We start from the raw sequence: 22,585 nt of genomic DNA, 5'->3' as shown, positions 1-22,585 counted from the left end.
AGGTTTCGTGCCCGCAGCAGGACGCATTTGACTGCGGGTAAGGAAATTTCCATTACATATCAGGAGGCTCCCGAGCGGCGGGGGAGCGCTCCGGGCGGCGCGCGGCGCCGCGTCAGCCTGCGGGCTGCGGGCCGCGGATCGTCAGGACCGGGACCTTCGCCGCGCGCACCACCCGCTGCGCCACGCTGCCGACCAGCGCCCGCGCGACCGCCCCGCGCGCGTGCGTCCCGATCACGATCATGTCGGCGCCGATCTCCTCCGCCAGGCGGCAGATCTCCTCGTCGGGGACGCCGGAGCGCAGCACGCCCGAGAGCTCGACGTCGGCCGAGGCGCGCCGGCGCTCGAGCACCTGATCGAGGCTGCGCTGGGCCGCCTCGGCGAGGCGCGCGGCGTCCTCGGCCGAGGGGATCAGCGCCGAGCCTTCCGGGAAGGTGTAGAGAGGCACGCTGTACACGTGCGCCACGACGATCTTCGCGGAGAGCTTGCGGGCGAGCTCGAGCGCCGTGTCGAGGGCGAGCTCGGACGTCTCGTCAAAGTCATGGGCCAGGAGGAGGGTCTTCATCTTGCTCCGCGGTGCTGGTGGGGTCGGGCGGCGCGGCGCCCGGCTTCTTGTTCAGCTTTCGTAGCTCCGGAGCCGGCTCCCGGGTAGTGGGCTCTTCGGCCTTGTCCGGCGGTGGCGGCGGCTCCTTCGACGCCGCCTTCACGCGCTTGAACAGCGCCATCTTCTTCAGCCGGTCGACCTCCATGAGCTCGCCGCGCTTCACCGCCGCGTTGTGGCGCTCCAGGTCCTTGCCCTTGAGCTCCCCCTCGTCGAGCAGCACGTACTGGGCGAGCGCGGCGCGGTCCCCCGGGTAGAAATAGGCTTCCTTCCGGTTCGAGACGTGCGGCCCCATCTTGCTCGTCGCGCCCACGACCGCGCCGGGCGGGATCGCCTCGACCTGCTTCCTCACCCAGGCGTAGGTCGCCTCCTGGTCCGGCGTGAGCTTGCGCGCGACGCGGGAGAAGCCGCCCCTGAACGAGGCGTTCTCGACGAGGCCGCCGAACTTCCACGACACGAGCGCGCTCGCCACGAGCATCGCCGCGAGCAGCGCGCGCGACAGGCGCCGCCCGTCGAGCCCGAGGTAGGCGGCCTGCGCCGAGTCCGCGGCGCCCCTGAGCGCGATCGGCGTCAGCGCGAAGGCGATGGGGAAGAGGATCGACGAGTACTGGAAGTAGATCGAGAAGACCGCGTCGCGCGATGCGAGCAGGCAGAACAGGAGCCCGTAGGCGAGCATCCAGCGCCCGGGCCGGGCGAAGAAGGGCAGGAAGCACAGGGGGACGAAGAGCTGGAGCAGGAAGAGGATCTTCGGCTCCTCGAGCATGACCTTGAGGGCAAAGACAGGGTTCGTGAGGAGCGAGATGACGAGGCCGCCGAGCCCGCTCCGGTTCGGCATGAGCTCCTCGTAGTAGTAGGCGAACGAGTACGCGTCCTTGCCCGACATGATGATGCCGGCCGAGGTCATGAAGAACAGCTTCACGACGGCGAAGTAGACGATGCTCGTCGCGATGGTCACCCAGCCGAGGCGCGTCCTGCCCGCGCGCCGGTCGAAGATGGCGTAGAGCCCGATGAAGCACATCAGCAGGGAGACGTCCTCCCGGCAGAGCAGCAGCGCGGCGAGGGTGGCCCAGTACAGCCTGTCCCTGCCGGTCTCGTAGAAGTAGAGGAGCCAGACGACCAGCGGCGAGATCAGCGCGAGCGAGTGGAACTCGTACATGTTCGCGCCGTGCAGGGCCGGGTAGACGGCCCACACGGCGGCGAGCAGGAGCGCCTTGCCGCGGTGCTCGAGCTTCTCGCGCGCGAGCAGGTACACCGGGACGACGCCGGCGCCGAGCCACACGGACTGGAGCACGAGGAGGAACTCCGCCCTCGGGTAGATGAGGTAGAGCGGCGAGAGCAGGACGAGGATCGGGTCGAAGTGCGCCGAGCCGTGGTAGCCGGCCCTGAGCCAGGAGCAGCCGAGCGGCCGGCCGTGGATCGACTGGTAGAAGATGTTGTCGTAGTACCCGAGGTCCGGCGTCCGCGTGTGGAGCGCGTGGTGGTTGGTTATCGCGAGCCGGGAGAAGAAGAGGCCGTAGCCCACCCACAGCGCGACGACGGCGAGCGGCGCGAGCCGCCGCCCGGCCCTCGCGAGCGCGGCGGAGCGGTGGTCCACGCCGCGCGCGCGGTCGTCGTCGAGCTCGCGCGCGGCCTCCAGGCTCGCGCCGCGGCCCCAGGCGTAGACGCCCGCGCCCACCATCACGGCGGCGAGGGAGGCGAAGAAGATCGCGGTCTTCGGGCTGTCCTTCTCGATGTTCGGGAGCTTGAGCGCGGCGACGAACGGGAGCGCGAGCAGGGGGACCAGGGCGCGGTTGAGGCGGCCCACGGTGTTCACGAAGGCCCACGAGCGGGTCAGGGACCGCCGCGCCAGCATCACGAGGAAGTAGGCGAGCCCGACCCCGACGATGGCGGCGACGGTGCCGCCGGCCATCCAGCGGCGCTCCAGCTCGGTCAGCTTGTTCGTGTCGAACGGGGCGAGGCGGCCCGGGTGGGTGAAGACCCAGGCCGTCACGGCGATGCTCATGCCGTAGAGGATCGGCCACGGCGCCAGGGTCAAGGCGGCGCGCGCGAGCCGCTCGATGGATCCGTCGAGCTTCGCGAGCGCGCTGCTCAGCCTGGTGCGGTGGGTCTCTAGCATGGGAGAGGCGGGTCCTCGGCTACTTGACCCTACCCCCCGCTGTCAAGGAACCGCGCCCGGGCGCGGGAAGGGCAGGGCGCCGCGCGCGCGGCGCGGTAGAATGGCCCCATGTCGCACTACCGGGATCATCTCGATGCGGCTCGCGCGCGCATCGAAACCCTCGAAGCCAAGCTGAAGGAGCGGGACGCGGCGCTGGCCGCCCGGGACGCCGAGATCGCCGAGATCCGGGCCGAGGTCGAGCGGCTGCGCGGCGGATCGGGCGATGACGGGCCGCTCGACGGGCCTCACGGCCGGGCCGTCGGCCAGCGCGCCCTCCTGGTGGCGCTCGCGGTGTGCGGCTTCGCCACCGCGACCGGCTACGCGATGGTGCGCCCCTCGCACTGCCCGCAGCGGGGCGCGTACCCCGCCTCCGTGGAGGTGTCGCCGCTCGCTTACGAGGGGCTCGATCCCGGGGCGAGCAGGGTCATCTCGGAGCACCTCCGCCTGGCCACGGACGCGACCGCGGCGCTCGAGCGCGGCGGCCAGCGCGCGCAGCGCTGCCGGGAGCCGGACGGCCCGAGCGGGGAGGGGACCGTGACCGTGACCTTCCTGCGGAGCGGTCGCGCCGAGGTGTCGCTGGACGGCACGCCGTACGAGGGGACCGAGGTCGGCGAGTGCGTGGCCGACGCGTTCCGCGCGGCCGCCGCGCGGGTGCGGCCCTTCGAGCCCATGACGATGAAGACGCTGTTCTCGATGAGCGCCGCGCGATGACGCGTGTCCCCGGCGCGGGCTGGGGCTGTGCGGTCCCCGCCGGCGCGGCCTAGGGCTGTGCGGTCCCCGCCGGCGCGGCCTCGGGGGCGCTCGGCGGGGGGGCGACCTGCCAGCTCACGAAGCCGAGCGCCACGACGACGAGGTAGATGACGGCGAAGACGAGCAGGCCGAAGCTCACGCCGTGCTCGGCGCTGAAGCCGAGCGAGGGGAACACGAGGGCGAAGAAGAACTCGCGCACGCCGACGCCGGCGATCGAGATCGGCAGCAGGCCGAGCAGGTTCGCGATGGCGAGCAGGCAGGTCACGTCGAACAGCGAGAGCGACAGCCCGAGCGCCCGCGCGATCAGGTAGCCCTGCAGGAAGTTGACGATGAACGTCGCCACGGTGACGGGGAGCGTGACGAGGAGCCCGCGCCCCACGTGGGCCCGCAGCGCCACGAGGAAGCGGCTCGCCGCGCCCGGCTCCGCGCCCACCGGCGCCTTCGCGAGCTTGCGGGACAGCGCGAGCATCAGCCGCTCGGCGAACCCGGGGATGAGCAGCACGAGCGGCGCGAGGACCGTGATCGCGATGCCGCCCCAGGTCAGCCAGGCCAGGCGGCCGGCGATGACCGCGCTGTAGCGCGCGATGCCGACGGCGACGAACGCGGCCAGCACGTAGAGGTCGCACAGCCTGTCCATCACGACGGAGGCCAGCCCCTCCGCGTAGGGCACCCCGAGATCGTGGCGCAGGTAGCGGATCCGCAGGAGGTCGCCGACGCGCCCTGGGGTCAGCATGCCCACGTAGAGCGACGTCATGAACGACGCCCACGCGCGCCCGAGGGGGTAACGGATGCCCTGGGCGCGGAGCAGCGCGTCCCAGCGCACCACCTTGAGGTGGATGTTGAGGAGGTTCAGCGCCGCCGCGAGCGCGAGCGGGCCGGCCGAGGCCGAGGCGAGCGCGGCGAGCACCGCGTCGCGGTCCTTCATGCGCAGGATCACGACCGCGAGCAGGAGCGGCCCGACGAGGCGGACGAGCGCGCGGACGACCGTGCGGCGCATGCTCAGCGCGGGGCTGCGAGGCAGAGGACCCAGGGGTAAGAGGTCGTCATCCGCAGGACGTCGAAGCGCGGCTCGATGAGCCGGCGCAACGACGTCGGGTTCCAGTGGTTGACGTGATCGCTGTCGTTGCCGAGGCGGAGCACGTTGTTCCCTGCGAGCAGGTTCGACAGCTTGAAGAACGGCTCGTGCGGCACGGAGAGGATGACGCGCCGGGGCGAGAGCCGCTGGATCTCGGCCAGCGCCCGGTCGGGCGTGTCGAGGTGCTCGAGCACCTCGGCGCAGATCACGAGATCGAAGCCGGGCGAGGTCTCGCAGAGATCGCCGAGATCGTAAGCGCTCCCGACGCGCGCCTGGATCCGGGGGAAGAGCCGCTGTAGCCGCTCGATATCGCCGGGGTTGAGGTCCACGCCGGTGAACTGCTTCTCGGGGAACTTCTCCGAGAGATAGCCGGAGAGGAAGCCCTCCCCGACGCCGACCTCGAGCACGCGCTCGACCGGGTTGGCCTCGATGAAGAGGTCGTGGATCGCGGACGCGAAGCGCTGGATGAGCTTCCGCTTCAGCACCCCTGCTTTCCGGTATTTGACGGTCTCGAAGCGGCCGAAGTAAGCGTCGGGGATCACTCGAACTCCTCGCGGACGGGCGGGTCGTCGGTCAGGTGTCGCTGCTGCATCTGGAAGGTGAGGAACTCGCCGATGAACCCCATCGAGAAGAACTGGATGCCGAGGAGGATCATCAGGACGCCGAGGAGGAGCAGCGGGCGATCGCCGATCTTGTGGCCGAGGAGCCAGAGCAAGGTCAGGTAGGCGTTGATGGTCACCCCGACCGCCGCGAACACGAGGCCGATGAGGCCGAAGAGGTGCATCGGCTTCTTCGAGTAGCGGGTCAGGAACATGACGCTGAGCAGGTCGAAGAAGCCGCGCAGGATGCGCTCCAGCCCGTAGCGGGAGCTGCCGTACTTGCGGGCGTGGTGGCGCACCGGGATCTCCGCGACGCGGAAGCCCTGCCACGCGGCGAGCGCCGGGATGAACCGGAAGAGATCGCCGTAGATCGGGATGGTGCGCAGCACCTCGCTCCGGTAGGCCTTGAACCCGCAGTTCATGTCATGGAGCTTCACGCCCGTGACCGAGCGGACCGTCCCGTTGAAGATGCGGGACAGGACGAGGCGGTTCTTGGGGTCGAGCCGGTTGACCTTCCAGCCGACCACCACGTCGAGCCCCTCCTCGACCTTGGCGATGAAGCTCGGCAGATCGGCCGGATCGTCCTGGAGGTCGGCGTCCATGGTGACGACCACGGCGCCCTTCGCCTTGCGGAAGCCGGCCGTCAGCGCCGTCGCCTTGCCGAAGTTCTTCCGCAGCCGGATGCCCTTCACCACCGGGTTCTCCGCGCGGATCCGGGAGATGACGGCCCATGTGTCGTCGGTGCTGCCGTCGTCGACGAAGATGAGCTCGTAGGTGAAGCGCCCCCGGAGCGCCTGATCCACGCGCTGCGCGAGCTCGGCCAGGCTCTCGGCCTCGTTCAGCCCCGGGACGACGACGGAGACCTGCGGCGCCGGCTGGGCGGCCGGCGCGATGGAGGGCGCCATCAGGCTCGGGCGAGGCTCGAAGGCAGAGAGCCCGAACGTCACCCGGTCCTCCGGAGCCTCGTGGGGGGCAGGTGTGGGGGGCTGGTCCACAATCACGGCGGCGGAGGATAGCAGATCGTTCCGGGAACGCGCGGTTCCGTCCATGGGCAGCGCTGCCGGATGCTGATCGGGCGGAGGCAAGGTGCTGCCGATCACCGGCAGGGGTTCGGCGAAGGGCTGCGGAGAGGCGGCAGGGGTTCGAGGAAGGGCTGCGGAGAGGCGGCAGGGGTTCGAGGAAGGGCTGCGGAGAGGCGGCAGGGGTTCGAGGAAGGGCTGCGGAGAGGCGGCAGGGGTTCGAGGAAGGGCTGCGGAGGGCCGGCAGGGGTTCGAGGAAGGGCTGCGGAGGGCCGGCAGGGGTTCGGCGAAGGGCTGCGGAGGGCCGGCAGGGGTTCGGGCGAGGGCTGCTCGGTCTGCCAGTGGCACCGGAGGGGTGAACAAGTCATCGCTTCGGTGGAGCAGATCGACGCCGGGATCGCGGCACTCGCCCCTCCGGCGCCCCAGCGCGCTCCTTCGAGGGCGAAGGTCTCGATCACTTCAGAACCCGAGCAGTTTGCGGTTCGTGACGTTGAATCGCTCGTCCAGGTAGAGCGCGACCGCCCCTCCCAGGATGTCCTCCGCGGTCTCGGAATCGCCCTGGTACAGTCCGAGCAGCCTCTTCGCGGCCTCCGACAGCGCGTGGTCGATGTGCGCCTGACAGTCTGCGAGCGATTCAACGCCCGGCGGGTACTCGCGGATCTCGTGGAGCATCTCCGCGACCTCGGTATGATCTCGAAACGGCCCTTCCCGGAGCAAGGCGATCAGGACGGCGTTGAAGTAGCCGTCACCGAAGCGAACCAGGGCGGGACGCAGCGCCGGCTTGAGCAGCAAGGAGAACCGGAGCTTCTCGTTGTCCCGAGAGACCGCCTTGGCCTTCTGCTCGTCGATGAGCCACTCCTCCAGCGCCGGCTCCCACGGTGCCTCGACGTCCTTCACGATGCTGCCGTCTGCACCGCAAAAAAAGACGAAGATGCTTGCCGGGAGAAAGACGAGACCTTCACGTTCCCGGCGCACCTCGACCTCGACGTGATGGCACGCCGGGTCCTTTCGATAGGACCTCCACGCACGGATCCGCGGGTGCTCGGGCGTTGCCGGGGAAGTGCTGAAGTACTTGTTCTTCGAGGTGGACATGGGGGCTCCGTCAGGCTGACATCGGGTCCGTGCCGAGGGCGCGCAAGACGGCGCGCGCAGACGATCGTGCGGCGTGTTTCCGGTTTTCTTCTAGCTCTTCCTTGGTGCGGCTCACGGCCTCCGCGAAATCCGAGATCCCCTTGACGACGATCCAGCCGGGCTCGTCGCCGGTCTCGGCGGCGACGGCACCGGCTGCTTCCATCTCGCCGCCGACGATCGGCGACTCCATCGACGGGAGGCTCAGGAGGAGGTCGTCCATGAACCGCGCCGACTCGATGCGCGCCCCGCCGGAGAGCACGGTCCCGACCGTGACGCGCTCCGCCTCACCTTCGCGCTCCCAAGCGACGGCCAGGCGCCGGAAGCGCTCGACCCACGTGACACTCGCCGGCCGGAGCGCCGTTCGGAAGTCGAGGGCATAGCCGGGGCCCGTGAGCCGCCGGGCCCACCGCGCGAGGGCCCATCGGCTCGACGTGGCCCTGTCCGCGAGCCCGCAGAGCCCCTCGACGGTCGTCGCCAACCGGCCCGCGATCTCGGCGTCGACGACGCGGCGATCGTCGTACAGGAACACGGACTCCGACACGAGCACGTCGCCGATGCTCTGATGATCGCGGTTCACGCCGAACGCCGTCCCCAGCAGGATCAACGTCGTGGCCTGCGTCTCGGCGCGGGACTGAATGCACCGTGCCGCAGAGCCCTCTGCGCCGAAGGCACCCATGGCCACCTGGATAGACGCCACCCGATTGCCCCCGACGCGGCCGATTCGATAGTAGGGCCCGAACCTGCCCGGTCGCCTGTCGAAGGACAGCCCGCGGGACAGGGCCGCTTCCCTCAGCTTCTCATGCTCGGTGCGGGTCGCGGTCACGAGGAGCACGTCCGCCTGCACCTCCCTCGCGTGCGCCTCTCGTTCCCGAGCTTTTCGCGCGGCTTCCAGCCCGAGATCGAGCATCTGCCTGCGCACGTCTTCCACGTCCGCGCCCCGCCGCTCGGCCTCCCTGCGCAGGCGCTTCTCCAGGATATCCTCGTTCATCGAACCGCCGCGCCCTTGAGCCGACGCGAGGATAATCGACGGACAAACGCGCGGCAATGGAGGCCACCCGATGCGACACTGCCCTCACGCACCGGGCGGCGCGCGCGGGCTACGATGGTCGCTACTGTTTTCGGTGACCTGACGCGCGGAGCTAGCGAGCTGGCGTCAGGACAGGGGCGCGCGCGGCGGGTCAGGGCGGCACGAGCCGCCGGCCGGTCGCGCTCCGGCCGGCGGACGCGCTCACTCGGGCGCGCTCTCTTCCGCCTCGGGCTCCTCGGCGCCCTCCTCCTCGGCGTCTTCCTCCACCACCTCCTCCGGCGCGGCGGCCGCCGGGGCGCGCTGCGGGCTGCGCTCGAGCAGGGCGAGGAACGGCGCGTGGAGCGCCTCGAGGAGCTCGCGGTGCTTGCCGCTCGGCGTGTGCTCGACCAGCCAGCCGATGTCGTCATGGATGGCGTTGAACGCCTGCGTGCACGCGACCACCGCCTCCCGGATGCGCTTCGACCGCGCGACCGCGCGCTTCTGGCCGGCGCTGCGGCCGAGGCCCTTCGCGAGCGCCTCGGTCGCCTCCTCGATGCGCTTCAGGTACGGCCCGGCGCCGACCTTCTTCACGTCGGCGGCGAGCGGCGCCTTGCCGGTGACCAGGAGCTGGTGCCACCCGTAGTCGACCTCGGCGTCGTACGTGTACCGGGTCTGCTCGGTGCCGGCCCCCGCGAGCAGGGCGCCGCGGAGCCGGACGGCCGCGTCGCGGTGCGCGGGGTCCTTGCTCTCGGCCGCTGACGCCAGGAACAGGTGCAGCGCCCGCTGGGCGGCGTCCCACTCCACGTCGAGCTCGGCGAGCGCCGCGGCCGAGGCGACGCCGAGCGCCTCGTCGAGCGCCCGGATGCTCCAGAGCGCGCGCGCCTTCCAGATCACCGGCTTCGGCGCCTCGAGGAGCAACGCTGCCGGGACGCGGTTCGGGACATCGTATTTGTCGATGGAGACGCTCTTCCACGCGCCCTGCTCGAGATCGCGCGCGAACGCGCTGAACGCCTTGTCCGTGACGAAGCTGTATCCATAGGATGCCATCGGATTCTCCTTCACCCTCCCCCCATGAAACCTCGCATCTAACGAGATGCGCGCGCGATCCCGCAACCGCTTTCAGCCCTGCGGGCGGTCGGAACCTTGCTCAAAACGCCTTGCGGACGGGGTGAGCACCTCGCCTCGGTCGGAACCTCGCTCGATGCGCCCTGCGATGGGGTGAGCACCTCGCCACGGCCGGCGAGGGGAAGCGTTTTTCCACGAGCCTCGCAGATGGGGTGAGCACCGAGGCGGCGCCGCCCCGATAGGGATGCCGACGGCGCCTCCGCAAGAGAGGCGCAACCGCGAGGCACCCGCTCATGGAGAACGCGAAACGGACCACCCACGCCGCTGAACCGGCGGACGTCACGGCGGCCCTTTCCACGACGGCGCTGACCTCCACGGAGGAGATCCACTCATCTCCGCCCTGGAGTAGCGTGCGTCACGGGAAGGAGCAGGACAGCGCCGTGAGCGACGCCGGAGAGCCCATCGAGCGGCAGGTGTTCCAGCCGGGTCAGGTCTTCCACCAAGTGGAGGTCGTGCGCTTCATCGGCGCCGGCTACTCCGGCGAGGTCTACGAGGTCCGCCACCGGATCACCGGAGCGCGGTGCGCCCTCAAGATCATGCACCTGCGCGACCGGAAGGACGCGAGGAAGGCGGAGCGGAGCCTGGCCGAGGCCCACGGGACGTTCGGGATCGAGCACGCCAACGTGGTCGAGGTCTTCGACATCGGCTGCGAGGCCGACGGCACGGCCTGGATGCTCATGGAGTTCCTCGATGGGCCGACGCTGACCACCGTCCTGGAGCGCCAGGGGCGGCTGTCGCCGCTCTACGCGCTGCACGTCGCGCTCGAGGTCGCGTGGGGGCTCGACGCGGCGCACGAGAACCAGATCATCCACCGCGACGTCAAGCCGGACAACATCGCCTTCACCGCGGATGGCTCGGTGAAGGTTGTCGATTTCTCGATCGCGAAGGTCATCCCCTACGAGATGCGGACGACCCAGCGCAACGTGCGCCTCGGGACGTGCGCATACATGGCGCCGGAGAACCTCGACGGCGCCGAGGCGGACGCGCGCTTCGACATCTACTCGCTGGGCCTCGTGCTCTGGGAGATGATCGCCGGCCGCCACCCGTTTCAGGACGCCTTCCAGGACCGGACGCTGCTCGTGCGGCGGCAGTTCTTCACGGATCCCGAGCCGCTGTCAGAGATCGCGGGGCTGCCGGCTTACGTGGACGAGGTGATCCGGCGCGCCACGGCGAAGGAAGCAGCGGCGCGGTACCTCACGATGGCCGAGATGGCGCAGGCGATGATCGCGCTGCGCGGCCGCCTGGAGAGGGATGAGGCCGACGGGCGGATCTCGCTCGTGGTGCCGCCCGGCGAGCCGCCGATCCCCGGGCGGTCGTCGAAATCCCGCGCCGTCTACCGGCCGCCGGCGACGGGGCCGACGCTCGAGGTGCCTCGGCCGGAGCCGTCGGCCAAGGTGGTGGTGGCCTCGCCGGTGCCCGCCTTGGGGCCCGGCGGAACGATCCCGGTCGACTGGGAGCGTGTCCGCGCGGCGGCATTCAGGCCCGGGCCGGCGGGGGGCGAGGGGGACGGCCGGGCGCCGGGCAGCGCCGCGAGGACGGCGCGGGGGACGGAGATCATGCCGGCAGCGGAGCGGTCGTCGCTCTCCCGGCCACCCCCGCCGGGGTCATCCCGGCCGCCGCCGCCGGCGGCGCGCACGACGAGCCCGATGCTCCGGCAGCTGGGGGCGCCGGGGGAGCGCGCGCCGGGCGAGCGGGAAGGCGGGGGGCGCGCGCGGCGCGAGGTGCGCGTGGCGCCGTGGATGCTGATCGCGCTGGTGCTCTCGTCCTCGGTGGCGAGCGCGCTGGCCGTGCGCTGGCTCGCGCCGCCGGGAGGGCCGCAGGGCGGCACCGTGGCGGCGTCGAGCGAGGCGGTGCTGCTCGAGAGGGCGGCGGACGGGGAGGCAACCGCGGCAACCGCAACTTCGGTCGGGCCGGCCACAACCTCGGTCGGGGCGGCTGCGCCGGCCGCAACCCCGGTCGGGTCGGCCGCAATCTCGGTCGGGTCGGCTGCGTCAGCCGCAACCCCGGTCGGGCCGGCCACCCCGGTCGGGCCGGCCGCGCCAGCCGCGCCAGCCGCAACCTCGGTCGGGTCGGCTGCCGCGCCGGCCGCAACCCCGGTCGGGCCGGCCGCGCCGGCCGCAACCCCGGTCGGGCCGGCCGCGCCAGCCGCAACGTCGGTCGGGTCGGCCGCAACCCCGGTCGGGCCTGCCGCGCCGAGCCGACCCGCGCGGGAGAGGGCGGCCGGCGCGGCAGCGCGGTCCGCGGCGGCCGGGCGCGGCGGGGCCGCCGTGCCGGCGCTGCCGGTGGCTGGTCGCGGCGTTGTCGCGCCGGCGCCATCGCTGGGCGCGACGCGCGCGGGGGCGTCGCCGGCGCCGCCCCGGTCCTCGGCGCCCGCCGCGCCGAAGCGCGACGGGGCCGCGCCCCGCGGCAGAGCGCCGATCTTCTGAGAAGCCAGGCGGACGGAGAGCTTGAGCGCGCGAGCGCGGAAAGGACGCTGAGATGTCGCAGCACGATGGAAACGACGACGAGGAGCGGCTGCGCGCGACGCGCGTCCTCGCGGAGACGATCGAGCGGAGCCTCGCGCCATACCGCGGGCTCGTGCCCGAGGAGATGCTCGCGCAGATGCGCGAGGCGATCGAGGACGAGCTCGTTAAGAACCCCTATTCCGTTGCGCTCCTCCGGCAGCTCATGGCGCGGCCGGCGCCCGCGTCGAGTGGGGAGGTGCCGCGCGAGGGCGCGCCGCTGCACGACGCTGGCCGTGATCGCAAGGGGGGCGCCGCGGGCGGCGGGAGGGAGGGCGCGTGACCGGCGGCTCGGACAAGGACGCCGAGGTGCTGCCGCTGCTCACCCCGAAGCAGCGGGCGCTCGTGGAGCGCGCGCTGCCGAAGGTCGAGGCGCGCGCGCGGTGGTACGCGCGCCGGTACGCGGGGCTGGTCGAGTGGGCGCAGCTCGTCGCGGAGGGCAACGCCGCCGTGGTCGAGGCGGTGCGGCGGTACGACGAGGCGCAGGACACCTCGTTCGAGGGGTACGCGATCGCGCGGATCGACGGCAGCATGCTCGACCTGATCCGCGCGGAGAGCACGGCGCGGCGGCGGGACGTGGCGATGCGGCGCGCGATGGCGGCGCTGTCGGCGCACCACCGGGGCGGGTTCGACGTGCTGCGGGACGGGCCGGAGGAGATCCAGGCGCGGCTGCAGGCGTTCAGCGACGAGCTCGCGACGGTGGCGTTCATCGCGGGGGCGGAGGTGGCGCGACGCTCGGCCCCGGACGAGGACGCGGCCGAGCGCGCGGAGTACGCGGCGGCGATGCGGGCGCTCGGCGAGGCGCTCGCCGAGCTACCCGAGGACGAGCGGCGCGTGCTCGAGGCGGTGTTCGTGGACGGCATGGACATGCGCGAGGCGGAGGCGTTCCTCGGGGTGGCGTACATCACGGTGCGGCGGCGGCTCGAGCGGGGCAGGGAGCGGCTGCGCAAGGCGCTCGTGCGGCGGGGGGTGAGGTCCGCGCCGCCGCCGCGGGACGAGCCGGGGGTCGCGCCGGTGCTGCGCGGGGCGCACGGCGAGCCGCCGGCCGGGCCGGGAGGCGCGCCGGGGCGCGGGCGCGGGCGGTAGGGAGCGCGGGCGGTAGGGAGCGCGACGCGGCAGCAGGGAGCGAGGCGATGGCGAAGCAGGACGGCGAAGCGCCGGGCGTGCCCCGGGCGATCCAGAGCCAGGGCGAGGACGCGGCAAGGGCCTACGCGGTGGGCGAGGTCGCGCCGCGGCCGCTGAGCCCGACGCTCGAGATGGAGCGGGTGCACATCGAGGATCCGCGGCGGGTGCCGCCGCCGGCCGATGGGCGCCGGGGGAGCGGGGCGCGCAACCCGGCGCAGCGCGCGCCGCTCGCGGACGTGGGGGCGCCGAGCGTGTCGACGCCCGAGGGGCTGCCGGTGACGAAGCGGCAGCCGATCGTGATCGACAGCGAGATCCTGGCGCAGTGGCACGGGGGGCGGGCTGGGGAAGGCGAGGGCGGCGAGCGGGGTGGGGGAGGCGAGGGCGGCGGGGCTGCGGGGAGCGATGCGATGTCGAGCGACGCGCCGGCGGCGATCACGCTGGCGGGGAGCGCGGGAGGGGCAGGCGGGGCGCCGCGGCTCGCCGAGGTCGCGGCGGCGCGACGCTCGGCGCGCCGGGCGGGCTGGCAGCGCGCGGTGTGGGGGGTGGCGATGGGCGTGCTGCTGGCCATCGGGTCGGCGGTGGTGCGATCCGGGAGGGGGGCGCGCGAGGGTGCGGGCGAGATGGCCCGCGGCGTCGGCGGGACGGTGCAGGGCGCGGCGGCGGCGGTCCGGCGCGCGAAGGGGAGGGCTGCGGAGAGCGCGGCGCCGGGCGCGAGCGCGGCGCCGGGCGCGAGCGCGGCGCCGGGCGCGAGCGCGGCGCCGGGTGGAGCTGCGGTCGCCGCGCGGCCGGTGCCGCGCGAGGCGGCGGTGGCGGCGGCAGCGGCGATGACCTCGCAGCAGGGCAGGCGGGGTGCGCCGGCCGCCTCGCAGCGCGCGTTGCCGGGGGCGAGCGCTTCCGCGGCGCCGGCGCGGGACGCGCCGAAGCGGCCGGCGGGCGCGGCGCCTGCGCGGCAGGGACCGGACGCGCCGCCGCCGAGCCCCTACGACAACCCGAACTTCGATTGAGCCGCCGGGATGGATGGACGATGGGAGACGCGATGAGGAACCTGACGATGCACCTGACGGGCGCGGCGCTCTGCGCGCTGTGCGCCTTCGCGCCGGCGGCGGCCCTCGCGCAGGTCTCGCCGCCGGGCACGACGGCCGCCGGCGAGGACGAGGCGCGCGGCGACAACGCCCGCGCGGCGCAGCTGTACCGCCAGGGGAACGAGGCGTTCAAGCAGAAGCGGTGGTCGGACGCGGAGCTCTTGTACCTGAAGGCGTGGGCGCTGGTGAGGTCGTTCGACATCGCGGCGAACCTCGGGGAGGTGCAGCTCCAGCTGAAGAAGCCGCGGTCGGCCGCGGCGTTCCTTGCGTTCGGGCTGAGGACGGCGCCACCGTCGGCGAAGCCGGAGCAGATCGCGCGGATGCGGCACTTCCTCGACGAGGCGAAGGCGCAGGTAGGGACGCTGCGCGTGCGGGTGACGAACGTGCGGGACGCGGAGGTGTTCGTGGACGGCGAGCGCGTGCCGGCGGAGGAGGCGAAGCACGAGGTTTACCTGGAGCCCGGGCCGCACGTGCTGGTGCTCCGGCGGGCGGGGTACGAGGAGGAGGTGGTGCGGCTGGTGGCGGGGCCGGGCGTGACGGAGACGAGCACGCAGGAGCTGAGGCCGAAGGCGGAGAAGGCGCCGGAGGCGGCGGCGACGGTGCCGGGGGCGGCGGGGTCGGGAGCAGCGGGCGCGCCGGTGCAGGGGGACGTGAAGCCGAACGCGACCGCGGCGGGAGAGACGAAGGCGCCCGCGGCGGGGGCGCAGGTGGAGGAGCCGCGGAGCTGGGTGCCGGTGATCGCGCTGGGTGCGGCGAGCGCGGTGGGGCTCGGGGTGGCGGTGGGGTTCACGGTGGCGGCGAACGGGGCGAGCGCGGACATGCGCACCCAGCGCGCAGCGATCTATGGGGACGGTGGCGGCTGCTTGGAGACGTCGGATGCGTTCAACAGGCGTTGCGACGAGCTGTATGAGATCGGATCCCGCGCTGAATCGTTCGGCAACATTGCGATGGTGAGCTACGCCGCCTCGGGGGCCCTCGCCATCGGTGCGCTGGCGTATGCGCTATGGCCTCGTGCGGGCGCGGCGACGTCCACCGGCGTGCGTCTGTTGCCAGAAGTCCACGCGCTAGGTGGGCGCGTGACCCTGTCGGGGGCGTGGTGAGGAGAACGATGGAGGGCGCTGTGCGGCGAACGCTGAACTCCTGGTTCGCGAGCATCATGGTCGGAAGCGCTGTGATGACCTCGGCCTGTGACGCTGTCTGGATCAACTACACGGACAACTGCGAGCTGATGCTGACCTGCGAGCAGTACCGCGGGCGTGGTCGTGATGACGTGACCCCTGCTGGGTGCGTGCCGAACGAGAACGCGGGCGCGGTGGACGACGGGTGCGGGGTGTTCGTGTCGTCGTCGGGCGCAGACCGGAACCCGGGGACGAAGGGGTTGCCTGTGAAGACGCTGCGCGAGGGGCTGGCGCTTGCGGGGGGGGTGAGCGGGAGGCGGCGGGTGTACCTGTGCGCGGGGACGTTCGAGGAGGCGGTGGAGGTGACGGAGGGGGTGACGATCTACGGGGGGCTGGACTGCGCGAGCGGGTGGGGGTGGGTCGGTGAGCAGAGGAAGACGGTGCTGACGGCGGGGGTTGGAGAGATCCCGCTGGTGGTGCGCGGAGGAGGCGGAGGCGAGTCGAAGGTGCGGGTGGAGGACGTGCACGTGAAGGCGCGGGGGATCGGTCGGGACGAGCAGGTGATGTTCGCGGGGGTGTCGTCGATCGCGGCGCTGGCGGAAGAGGCGAGCGTGGAGCTCGCGCGATGCGAGCTGGAGGCGGGAGATGCGGCGGCGGGAGAAGCGGGGGCCGCGTACTCGGTCAGCGCGCCGCGGAGCCTTGACGGGAAGCGCGGAGGGCCGGCGTGCTCGGGGGAGATCGTGGTGCCTGGCGGGAGCGTGAAGAACGACTGCGGCACGCCGGACGATCCGAGCGATGATTCGTCGAGTGGCTTGGGTGGCGTAGGGGCAGCGGACAGCGGCTATCCCGGGTTCGAGGGCTCGCCCGGCGCAAAGCTGAACGGAGGCAAAGGCGAAGGCGCAGAGGTGTGCGCCGAAGGGACTGCAGGCGACGACGGCACCGAAGGCGGTCCTGGCACAGGTGCGACGGGCCTCGGCGAGATCAGCGCCCGCGGCTTCACCGGCGCTGCCGGCAGCGACGGCACGAAGGGCGGCACCGCGCAGGGCGGCGGCGGAGGCGGCGGAAGCAAGGGCGGCGCGGGCGAAGGCAAGTGCATGGATGAAGCATCGGCCGGCGGGGCGAGCGGCGGCTCGGGCGGCGCCGGCGGCTGCGGCGGTGCCGGCGGGCGAGGCGGCAGCGCGGGCGGCTCGAGCATCGCGCTGATCAGCCTGAACGCGACACTGAGCTTCGAGCAGGTGACGCTGAAGACAGGGCGCGGCGGCGCCGGAGGCAAGGGAGGCGCCGGCCAAGAGGGCGGCGACGGAGGCGCCGGAGGTCCCGGCGGCGAGGCACCGGTGGGCGCTGTGTCGCTGCACGACGGGTGCGCGGGCGGCCCGGGTGGCAAGGGAGGCGCGGGCGGCCGCGGGGGAGGTGGCCTCGGCGGGCATGCGATTGGGATCGCGTACAAGGGCGCGGCGCCGCCGGTGCAAGGGGGGACGATCGCGCTGGGCGAAGCGGGGCCCGGCGGCGCGGGCGCGAACGCGGAGGGCGAGGGCGCCGCGGGCGTGAAGGCCGAGGTGCAGGCGTTCTGAGCTGAAGGAGCGGCGCGGCTGCTGCGGAGCATGCGCCGCAGCAGCCGCCCGAGCAGGGTGACGAGGATCAAGAGCGAGACGGCGCGCCAGAGCCGGCGTGCCGAACGGCGGACGTGTGCGCGCGGCGGGAGCGCGAGCGCGACGGAAGCGCGAGGAGCGAACGCGTGGATGGCGGACCGTGCGTGGACGAGGAGCGATCATGAAACGAGAGCTGCACGCGGGGTGGCTGGCGATGTCGTTGGTGCTCGCGAGCGCGGCGGTGACGACGAGCGCCCGCGGAGAGGATCGGGCGAAGCCCGGGCCGAGCGAGGAGAGCGAGCGCGACCGCGCGGTGCGGGACTTCGAGCAAGGCCGGAGGGCGCACGTGGCGGGGCGGCTGGACGAAGCGGAGTTCTTCTACCTGCGGGCGTGGGCGCGGCTGAAGTCGTACGACATCGCGACGAACCTCGGGCAGGTGCAGCTGCAGCTGAACAAGCTCGCGTCGGCGGCGAGGTACCTGGCGTTCGGCGTGCGCACGGTGGGGCCTGAGATCGATCCGGAGCGGCTTGCGCGAATGCAGGCGCTGCTGGCGGAGGCGAAGGCGCAGGTAGGGACGGTGCGCGTGCGGGTGACGAACGTGCGGGACGCGGAGGTGCTCGTGGACGGCCAGCGCGTGCCGGCGGAGGAGATGAAGCATGAGCTCTACGTGGAGCCCGGACGGCACGTGCTGGTGATCCGGCGCGCGGGCTACGGGGAGGCGGTGATCCAGGTGGCGGCCGTGGCGGGGTCGCACGAGGAGATCGCGACGGAGCTGAAGCCGAAGATGGCGACGCGGATGGGGACGACAGGGGCACCGGTGCTCGGGGACGCGAAGACGAAGGCGCCCGCGGCTGGGGCGAGGATGGAGGAGCCGCGGAGCTGGATACCGGCGATCGCGCTGGGGGCGGCGAGCGCGGTGGGGCTCGGGGTGGCCGTGGGGTTCACGGTGGCGTCGAACAAGGCGAGCGCGGACATGCGCGCGCAGCGGGCAGCGCTCTGGCGAGCCGGCGGTGGATGCGCCGACGCCCCGGACGACCACGCCGTGGCATGCCGAGAGCTCCGAAGGACATCGGAGCGTGTCGACGTGCACGCGAATGCGGCGCGCTTTGCGTACGTGACCTCGGGCGCGCTGGCGATCGCTGCGTTGACGTACGCCATCTGGCCCGGTGGACGATCATCGCGCGCGGTCTCTCTGGCGGCTGGGCCTGGGCTGGGCGCGGGCGGTGGTGCAAGCATCGCGGTGGTGGGCTCGTGGTGAGGAGAACAGGGAGAGGCGCGATGAGAAGATGGGGATGGGCCTGGGCCCTCGGTGCTCTGGTGCTCGCCATCGAAGCGAGCGGCTGCGACGCTCTATGGAGCAACTCGGCGGACGACTGTGAGCTGACGCTCACCTGCGAGCATCACGGCGGGCGATGGAACGAGACGCCCTTGATTTGCATCCCGAGCGAGAACGCGGGCGCGGTGGACGACGGGTGCGGGGTGTTCGTGTCGTCGTCGGGCGCAGACCGGAACCCGGGGACGAAGGGGTTGCCTGTGAAGACGCTGCGCGAGGGGCTGGCGCTTGCGGGGGGGGTGAGCGGGAGGCGGCGGGTGTACCTGTGCGCGGGGACGTTCGAGGAGGCGGTGGAGGTGACGGAGGGGGTGACGATCTACGGGGGGCTGGACTGCGCGAGCGGGTGGAGCTGGGCGGGAGAGCAGAGAAAGACGGTGCTGACGGCGGGGGTCGGAGAGATCCCGCTGGTGGTGCGCGGAGGAGGCGGAGGCGAGGGGAAGGTGCGGGTGGAGGACGTGCACGTGAGGGCGCGCGGGATCCGGCCGGACGAGCAGGTGGAGTTCGCGGGGGTGTCGTCGATCGCGGCGGTTGCGGAAGAGGCGAGCGTGGAGCTTGTGCGGTGCGAGCTGGAGGCGGGGGATGCGGCTGCCGGGGAAGCGGGCGCCGAGTACGGGGTCGGTGCGCCGCGGAGCACGGACGGGAAGCGCGGAGGGCCAGCGTGCTCGGCGGAGATCGTGGTGCCGGGCGGGAGCGTGGAGAACGACTGCGGCACGCCGGAGGACCCGAGCGATGATTCGCTCAGCGGCGCTGGCGGCATCGGTCAAGCGGACAGCGGCGGTCCCGGGGCCAAGGGCTCGCCCGGCGCGACGGTGAACGGAGGCACGGGCGAGGAGGAAAATATTACGACGTGCACCGACGGAACTGCCGGAACCAGCGGTGGCGAAGGCGGGCCTGGTACAGGCGCGACGGGCCTCGGTGAGATCAGCGCCCGCGGCTTCACCGGCGCCCCTGGCAGCGACGGCGCGAAGGGCAGCACCGCGCAGGGCGGCGGCGGAGGCGGCGGCTCCAAGGGCGGCGTGGGCGAAGGCAAGTGCATGAGCGACGCGTCGGCCGGCGGGGCGAGCGGCGGCTCAGGTGGAGCCGGGGGCTGCGGCGGCGCGGGCGGGCGAGGCGGCAGCGCGGGCGGAGCGAGCATCGCGCTGATCAGCCTGAACACGAAGCTGAGCTTCGAGCAGGTGACGCTGAAGACGGGGCGCGGCGGCGCCGGGGGCAAGGGCGGCGCGGGCCAGGAAGGCGGCGACGGAGGCACCGGAGGTCCCGGCGGCGAGGCGCCGGTGGGCGCCGTGGATCTGCACGACGGGTGCGCCGGCGGCCCGGGCGGCAAGGGAGGGCCTGGCGGCGCCGGGGGAGGCGGCCTGGGCGGTCACGCGATCGGAATCGCGTACAAGGGCGCGGCGCCGCCGGTGCAAGGGGGGACGATCGCGCTGGGCGAAGCGGGCCCCGGCGGCGCGGGCGCGGACGCGCAGGGCGAGGGCGCGGCGGGCGTGAAGGCCGAGGTGCAGGCGTTCTGAGATCGTGAGCGACGCGGCTGTTGCGGCGGAGCATGCGCCGCAGCAGCCGCCCGAGCGGGGTGACGAGGATGAAGAGCGAGACGGCGCGCCATGTCCGGCGCGACGAACGGCGGACGTGCGCGCGGCGAGAGCCGAGCGAAGCGCGACCGCGAGGAGCGAGCACGTGGATGGCGGACTGTGCGTGGACGAGGGAGCGGCGGTGAGACGAGCGGTGCGCGCGGGATGGCTGGCGATGTCGTTGTTGCTCGCGAGCATGGCAGCGGCGACGAGCGCCCGCGGCGACGAAAAGCGAGCGGCGCCGGGGCCGAGCGCGGAGAGCGCACGCGACCGCGCGGTGCGCGACTTCGAGCAAGGCCGGAGGGCACATCTCGAGGGCCGGCTGGAGGCCGCGGAGCTGTCGTACCTGCGGGCGTGGGGCTGGATGAAGTCGTACGACATCGCGGTGAACCTCGGGCAGGTGCAGCTGCAGCTGAACAAGCCCGCGTCGGCAGCGAAGCACCTCGCGTTCGGGGTGCGCGCGGTCGGGCCGGAGATCGAGCCGGAGCGGCTGGAGGTCATGCGGGCGCTGCTGGCGGAGGCGAAGGCGCAGGTAGGGACGCTGCGCGTGCGGGTGAGGAGCGCGCCGGACGCGGAGCTGTTCGTGGACGGCGAGCGTGCTCCGGCCGAGGAGGCGGCGCATGAGCTCTACGTGGAACCCGGGCAGCACCTGCTCGTGATCCGGCGCGCGGGGTACGAGGACATGGCGAGGCCGCTGGTCACGGCGCCGGGGGCGACAGAGGAGATCACGATCGACCTGAAGCCGAAGGCGGCGACGGAGCGGCGGGCTGCAGGCGTGCCGGTGAACGGGGACGCGAAGACGAAGGCGCCCGCGGCTGGGGTGAGGATGGAGGAGCCGCGGAGCTGGGTGCCGGTGATCGCGCTGGGCGCGGCGAGCGCGGCGGGGCTCGGCGTGGGAATGGGCTTCACGCTGGCGTCGAACGCGGCGAGCGCGGACGCTCGCGCGCTGCGCGAGGACATCCTGGGGGTCGGTCCTGGATGTCTGGACGCTCCGAGCGCGCTCGCCGATCGGTGCACGCAGCTCGCCCGCACCACGGCGCGCAGCGATCGGCTCGGTGACGTTGCCGGGGTGACGTACATCGCGTCGGGCACCGTCGTGCTGGCGGCCTTGGCCTTCGCGCTGTGGCCACGGAGCGGATCAGCGCAGGGAAGCGCTGTTCGCGTGGTCCCCGATCTGCGCGCCGACACGACCGGGGTGTTGCTCGTGGGGGCGTGGCAATGAGCTCGAACGAGGCGAAGATGGGGCACCGTACGACGTTCTGGGCCGTGGGCGCGGTGGGCGCCGCGCTCGTCGCTGCAGGGTGCGAAGCGCCGTGGGGACACCTGGGGGACGACTGCGACGGCACGCTCACGTGCGTGCGCCACGACTGGCTGAGGTACGATGGACGTACGCCTCCCGCGTGCGTGCCGAGCGAGAACGCGAGCGCGGTGGACGACGCGTGCGGCGCGTTCGTGTCGGCGTCCGGGAGCGACGAGAGCGCCGCGACGAAGGCGGCGCCGGTGAAGACGCTGCGTGCGGCGCTGGCGCTGGCGGAGGAGAACAGGACGCGGCGGGTGTACGCGTGCGCGGAGGCGTTCGACGAAGCGGTGGAGGTGACGCAGGGCGTGACGATCTACGGCGGGCTGGACTGCGCGAACGGGTGGGGCTGGGTCGGAGAGCAGCGAAAGACGGAGCTGGCGGCGGGGGCCGGAGAGATCCCGCTGGTGGTGCGCGGGGGCGGAGGTGAGGCGAGCGTGCGGGTGGAGGACGTGCACGTGCAGGCGCGCGGGATCGAGCGGGAGGACGGGTCGCTCGCGGGCATGTCGTCGATCGCGGCGGTGGCGGAGGAGGCGCGCGTGGCGCTCGCGCGGTGCGTCCTGGAGGCAGGGGACGCGGCGCCGGGAGCGGACGGAGCCGCGTACGAGACGCGTGCGAAGAGAGGCGAGGACGGGAAGCCCGGCGGCGACGCGTGCTCGGCCGACCGCATACTGCCTGGCCTGTCCATGAAGAACGACTGCGGCACGCCCGATGACGCGAGCGACGATTCTTACGGGGGTTCCGGCGGCTCGGGCGAAGTGGAGTTCCCCGGCGACGGTGACCACGGCTCGCCTTGCGGTGCCACGAACGGACGTCCGGGAGAGGCGAATGGGCGGCCTTGCTACGCCGGCATCGAGGGGGTCTCTCCCCGCTCTGGCAACCCGGGCACGGGCGCGACGGGGCTGGGCGACATCAGCGCGAGCGGCTACGTCGGCGTGGCCGGCCGTGACGGAGCGAAGGGGCGCACAGCGCAAGGCGGAGGCGGCGGTGGCGGCGCGGCGGGCGGCGCAGGCGCAGGCAAGTGCCCGAGCACAGCCTCGGCCGGCGGGGCGAGCGGCGGTTCGGGCGGCGCCGGCGGTTGCGGCGGCGCGGGCGGGCGAGGCGGGGGCGCGGGCGGAGCGAGCATCGCGCTCATCAGCCTGAACGCGACGCTGCGCTTCGAGCAGGTGACGCTGAAGACGGGGCGCGGCGGAGCCGGAGGCAAGGGCGGCGAGGGCCAGGAAGGCGGCGAAGGCGGCGCCGGAGGTCGCGGCGGCGAGGCGCCTGTAGGCGCTGCGCTGCTGCACGACGGGTGCGCGGGTGGCCCCGGGGGCAAGGGAGGCCCTGGCGGTCCCGCGGGAGGCGGTCGCGGCGGTCACGCGATCGGGATCGCGTACAAGGGCAAGGTGCCGTCGACGCAGGGAGCGACGATCGAGGTGGGCGAAGCGGGACCCGGCGGCCCGGGCGCGCTCGCGCTCTCGTTCATGCAGGGCGCCGCGGGCGTGAAGGCCGAGGTGCAGGCGTTCTGAGATCGT

Annotated in this window: 19 protein-coding genes; 11 read left to right on the top strand and 8 right to left on the bottom strand. The window is 73.1% G+C overall.

Going from position 1 to position 22,585, the window contains the following annotated elements; all coding sequences use genetic code 11:
• Positions 1-112 precede the first annotated feature (112 nt).
• Together WME85_RS44275 and WME85_RS44270 are read right to left on the bottom strand one after the other, a co-directional pair.
• Positions 113-562, bottom strand: coding sequence for a universal stress protein (locus tag WME85_RS44275; protein WP_437305104.1), 450 nt, complete (start codon positions 560-562; stop codon positions 113-115).
• Positions 537-2,714: a DUF2079 domain-containing protein gene (locus tag WME85_RS44270; RefSeq protein WP_437830260.1), complete on the bottom strand. Its 2,178-nt coding sequence runs from the start codon at positions 2,712-2,714 to the stop codon at positions 537-539. The genes WME85_RS44275 and WME85_RS44270 overlap by 26 nt, the downstream gene beginning before the upstream one ends.
• 108 nt (positions 2,715-2,822) lie before the next feature.
• Here WME85_RS44270 and WME85_RS44265 point away from each other — a divergent pair, with 108 nt between their 5' ends.
• Positions 2,823-3,464 (top strand): hypothetical protein, encoded by a 642-nt coding sequence (locus WME85_RS44265; protein ID WP_437830259.1) that lies wholly within the window; start codon positions 2,823-2,825, stop codon positions 3,462-3,464.
• Between the two features lie 49 nt (positions 3,465-3,513).
• Here the strand turns inward: WME85_RS44265 and WME85_RS44260 are convergent, their stop codons facing one another.
• The 6 genes from WME85_RS44260 to WME85_RS44235 all read right to left on the bottom strand — a co-directional run bounded on the left by WME85_RS44260 (position 3,514) and on the right by WME85_RS44235 (position 9,380).
• On the bottom strand, positions 3,514-4,500 hold the full coding sequence (locus WME85_RS44260; RefSeq protein WP_437830258.1) for a lysylphosphatidylglycerol synthase transmembrane domain-containing protein: 987 nt from the start codon (positions 4,498-4,500) through the stop codon (positions 3,514-3,516).
• Between the two features lie 2 nt (positions 4,501-4,502).
• Positions 4,503-5,120 (bottom strand): class I SAM-dependent methyltransferase, encoded by a 618-nt coding sequence (locus WME85_RS44255; RefSeq protein WP_437830257.1) that lies wholly within the window; start codon positions 5,118-5,120, stop codon positions 4,503-4,505.
• Complete coding sequence (locus WME85_RS44250; RefSeq protein WP_437830256.1) at positions 5,117-6,082, bottom strand: glycosyltransferase family 2 protein; 966 nt, start codon at positions 6,080-6,082, stop codon at positions 5,117-5,119. The genes WME85_RS44255 and WME85_RS44250 overlap by 4 nt, the downstream gene beginning before the upstream one ends.
• 573 nt (positions 6,083-6,655) lie before the next feature.
• Positions 6,656-7,288 carry a hypothetical protein gene (locus tag WME85_RS44245; protein WP_437830255.1) on the bottom strand — a complete coding sequence of 211 codons (633 nt, stop codon included), beginning with the start codon at positions 7,286-7,288 and terminating at the stop codon, positions 6,656-6,658.
• 10 nt (positions 7,289-7,298) lie between these two features.
• Complete coding sequence (locus WME85_RS44240; RefSeq protein ID WP_437830254.1) at positions 7,299-8,315, bottom strand: phosphorylase family protein; 1,017 nt, start codon at positions 8,313-8,315, stop codon at positions 7,299-7,301.
• 240 nt (positions 8,316-8,555) lie between these two features.
• On the bottom strand, positions 8,556-9,380 hold the full coding sequence (locus tag WME85_RS44235; RefSeq protein ID WP_437830253.1) for a hypothetical protein: 825 nt from the start codon (positions 9,378-9,380) through the stop codon (positions 8,556-8,558).
• A gap of 311 nt (positions 9,381-9,691) precedes the next feature.
• Here WME85_RS44235 and WME85_RS44230 point away from each other — a divergent pair, with 311 nt between their 5' ends.
• The 10 genes from WME85_RS44230 to WME85_RS44185 all read left to right on the top strand — a co-directional run bounded on the left by WME85_RS44230 (position 9,692) and on the right by WME85_RS44185 (position 22,579).
• A complete protein-coding gene (locus tag WME85_RS44230) occupies positions 9,692-11,884 on the top strand; it encodes a protein kinase domain-containing protein (protein WP_437830252.1) in 2,193 nt (730 codons plus the stop codon).
• A 52-nt stretch (positions 11,885-11,936) separates the two neighbouring features.
• Positions 11,937-12,242: a hypothetical protein gene (locus WME85_RS44225; protein WP_437305094.1), complete on the top strand. Its 306-nt coding sequence runs from the start codon at positions 11,937-11,939 to the stop codon at positions 12,240-12,242.
• Positions 12,239-13,045 carry a sigma-70 family RNA polymerase sigma factor gene (locus WME85_RS44220; protein WP_437305093.1) on the top strand — a complete coding sequence of 269 codons (807 nt, stop codon included), beginning with the start codon at positions 12,239-12,241 and terminating at the stop codon, positions 13,043-13,045. Before WME85_RS44225 ends, WME85_RS44220 begins: the two co-directional genes overlap by 4 nt.
• A gap of 47 nt (positions 13,046-13,092) precedes the next feature.
• Positions 13,093-14,088 carry a hypothetical protein gene (locus tag WME85_RS44215; RefSeq protein WP_437830251.1) on the top strand — a complete coding sequence of 332 codons (996 nt, stop codon included), beginning with the start codon at positions 13,093-13,095 and terminating at the stop codon, positions 14,086-14,088.
• Positions 14,089-14,120: 32 nt separating this feature from the next.
• A complete protein-coding gene (locus WME85_RS44210) occupies positions 14,121-15,266 on the top strand; it encodes a PEGA domain-containing protein (RefSeq protein WP_437830250.1) in 1,146 nt (381 codons plus the stop codon).
• Positions 15,267-15,340: 74 nt separating this feature from the next.
• Positions 15,341-16,855, top strand: coding sequence for a PGRS family protein (locus WME85_RS44205; protein WP_437830249.1), 1,515 nt, complete (start codon positions 15,341-15,343; stop codon positions 16,853-16,855).
• Between the two features lie 199 nt (positions 16,856-17,054).
• Entirely contained in the window at positions 17,055-18,131 is a 1,077-nt protein-coding gene (locus tag WME85_RS44200) for a hypothetical protein (protein WP_437830248.1), read from the top strand.
• Positions 18,132-18,190: 59 nt separating this feature from the next.
• Positions 18,191-19,717 (top strand): PGRS family protein, encoded by a 1,527-nt coding sequence (locus WME85_RS44195; protein WP_437830247.1) that lies wholly within the window; start codon positions 18,191-18,193, stop codon positions 19,715-19,717.
• Between the two features lie 163 nt (positions 19,718-19,880).
• Complete coding sequence (locus tag WME85_RS44190) at positions 19,881-20,996, top strand: hypothetical protein (RefSeq protein WP_437830246.1); 1,116 nt, start codon at positions 19,881-19,883, stop codon at positions 20,994-20,996.
• Between the two features lie 17 nt (positions 20,997-21,013).
• On the top strand, positions 21,014-22,579 hold the full coding sequence (locus tag WME85_RS44185) for a PGRS family protein (RefSeq protein ID WP_437830245.1): 1,566 nt from the start codon (positions 21,014-21,016) through the stop codon (positions 22,577-22,579).
• Positions 22,580-22,585: the final 6 nt, after the last annotated feature.

This window comes from Sorangium sp. So ce1153 (assembly GCF_051521595.1).
Classification (GTDB): domain Bacteria; phylum Myxococcota_A; class Polyangia; order Polyangiales; family Polyangiaceae; genus Sorangium.
The sequence above is the reverse complement of the archived record's forward strand: the minus strand, read 5'-3'. Positions and strand labels throughout refer to the sequence as shown.

What these genes read in the sequence shown, in the direction of transcription:
- WME85_RS44235 (WP_437830253.1), bottom strand. Translation starts at nt 9,380, where the DNA reads ATGGCATCCTATGGATACAGCTTCGTCACGGACAAGGCGTTCAGCGCG.
- WME85_RS44210 (WP_437830250.1), top strand. Translation starts at nt 14,121, where the DNA reads ATGAGGAACCTGACGATGCACCTGACGGGCGCGGCGCTCTGCGCGCTG.
- WME85_RS44240 (WP_437830254.1), bottom strand. Translation starts at nt 8,315, where the DNA reads ATGAACGAGGATATCCTGGAGAAGCGCCTGCGCAGGGAGGCCGAGCGG.
- WME85_RS44215 (WP_437830251.1), top strand. Translation starts at nt 13,093, where the DNA reads ATGGCGAAGCAGGACGGCGAAGCGCCGGGCGTGCCCCGGGCGATCCAG.
- WME85_RS44200 (WP_437830248.1), top strand. Translation starts at nt 17,055, where the DNA reads ATGAAACGAGAGCTGCACGCGGGGTGGCTGGCGATGTCGTTGGTGCTC.
- WME85_RS44225 (WP_437305094.1), top strand. Translation starts at nt 11,937, where the DNA reads ATGTCGCAGCACGATGGAAACGACGACGAGGAGCGGCTGCGCGCGACG.
- WME85_RS44270 (WP_437830260.1), bottom strand. Translation starts at nt 2,714, where the DNA reads ATGCTAGAGACCCACCGCACCAGGCTGAGCAGCGCGCTCGCGAAGCTC.
- WME85_RS44250 (WP_437830256.1), bottom strand. Translation starts at nt 6,082, where the DNA reads ATGGCGCCCTCCATCGCGCCGGCCGCCCAGCCGGCGCCGCAGGTCTCC.
- WME85_RS44260 (WP_437830258.1), bottom strand. Translation starts at nt 4,500, where the DNA reads ATGCGCCGCACGGTCGTCCGCGCGCTCGTCCGCCTCGTCGGGCCGCTC.
- WME85_RS44265 (WP_437830259.1), top strand. Translation starts at nt 2,823, where the DNA reads ATGTCGCACTACCGGGATCATCTCGATGCGGCTCGCGCGCGCATCGAA.
- WME85_RS44205 (WP_437830249.1), top strand. Translation starts at nt 15,341, where the DNA reads ATGACCTCGGCCTGTGACGCTGTCTGGATCAACTACACGGACAACTGC.
- WME85_RS44245 (WP_437830255.1), bottom strand. Translation starts at nt 7,288, where the DNA reads ATGTCCACCTCGAAGAACAAGTACTTCAGCACTTCCCCGGCAACGCCC.
- WME85_RS44230 (WP_437830252.1), top strand. Translation starts at nt 9,692, where the DNA reads ATGGAGAACGCGAAACGGACCACCCACGCCGCTGAACCGGCGGACGTC.
- WME85_RS44185 (WP_437830245.1), top strand. Translation starts at nt 21,014, where the DNA reads ATGGGGCACCGTACGACGTTCTGGGCCGTGGGCGCGGTGGGCGCCGCG.
- WME85_RS44275 (WP_437305104.1), bottom strand. Translation starts at nt 562, where the DNA reads ATGAAGACCCTCCTCCTGGCCCATGACTTTGACGAGACGTCCGAGCTC.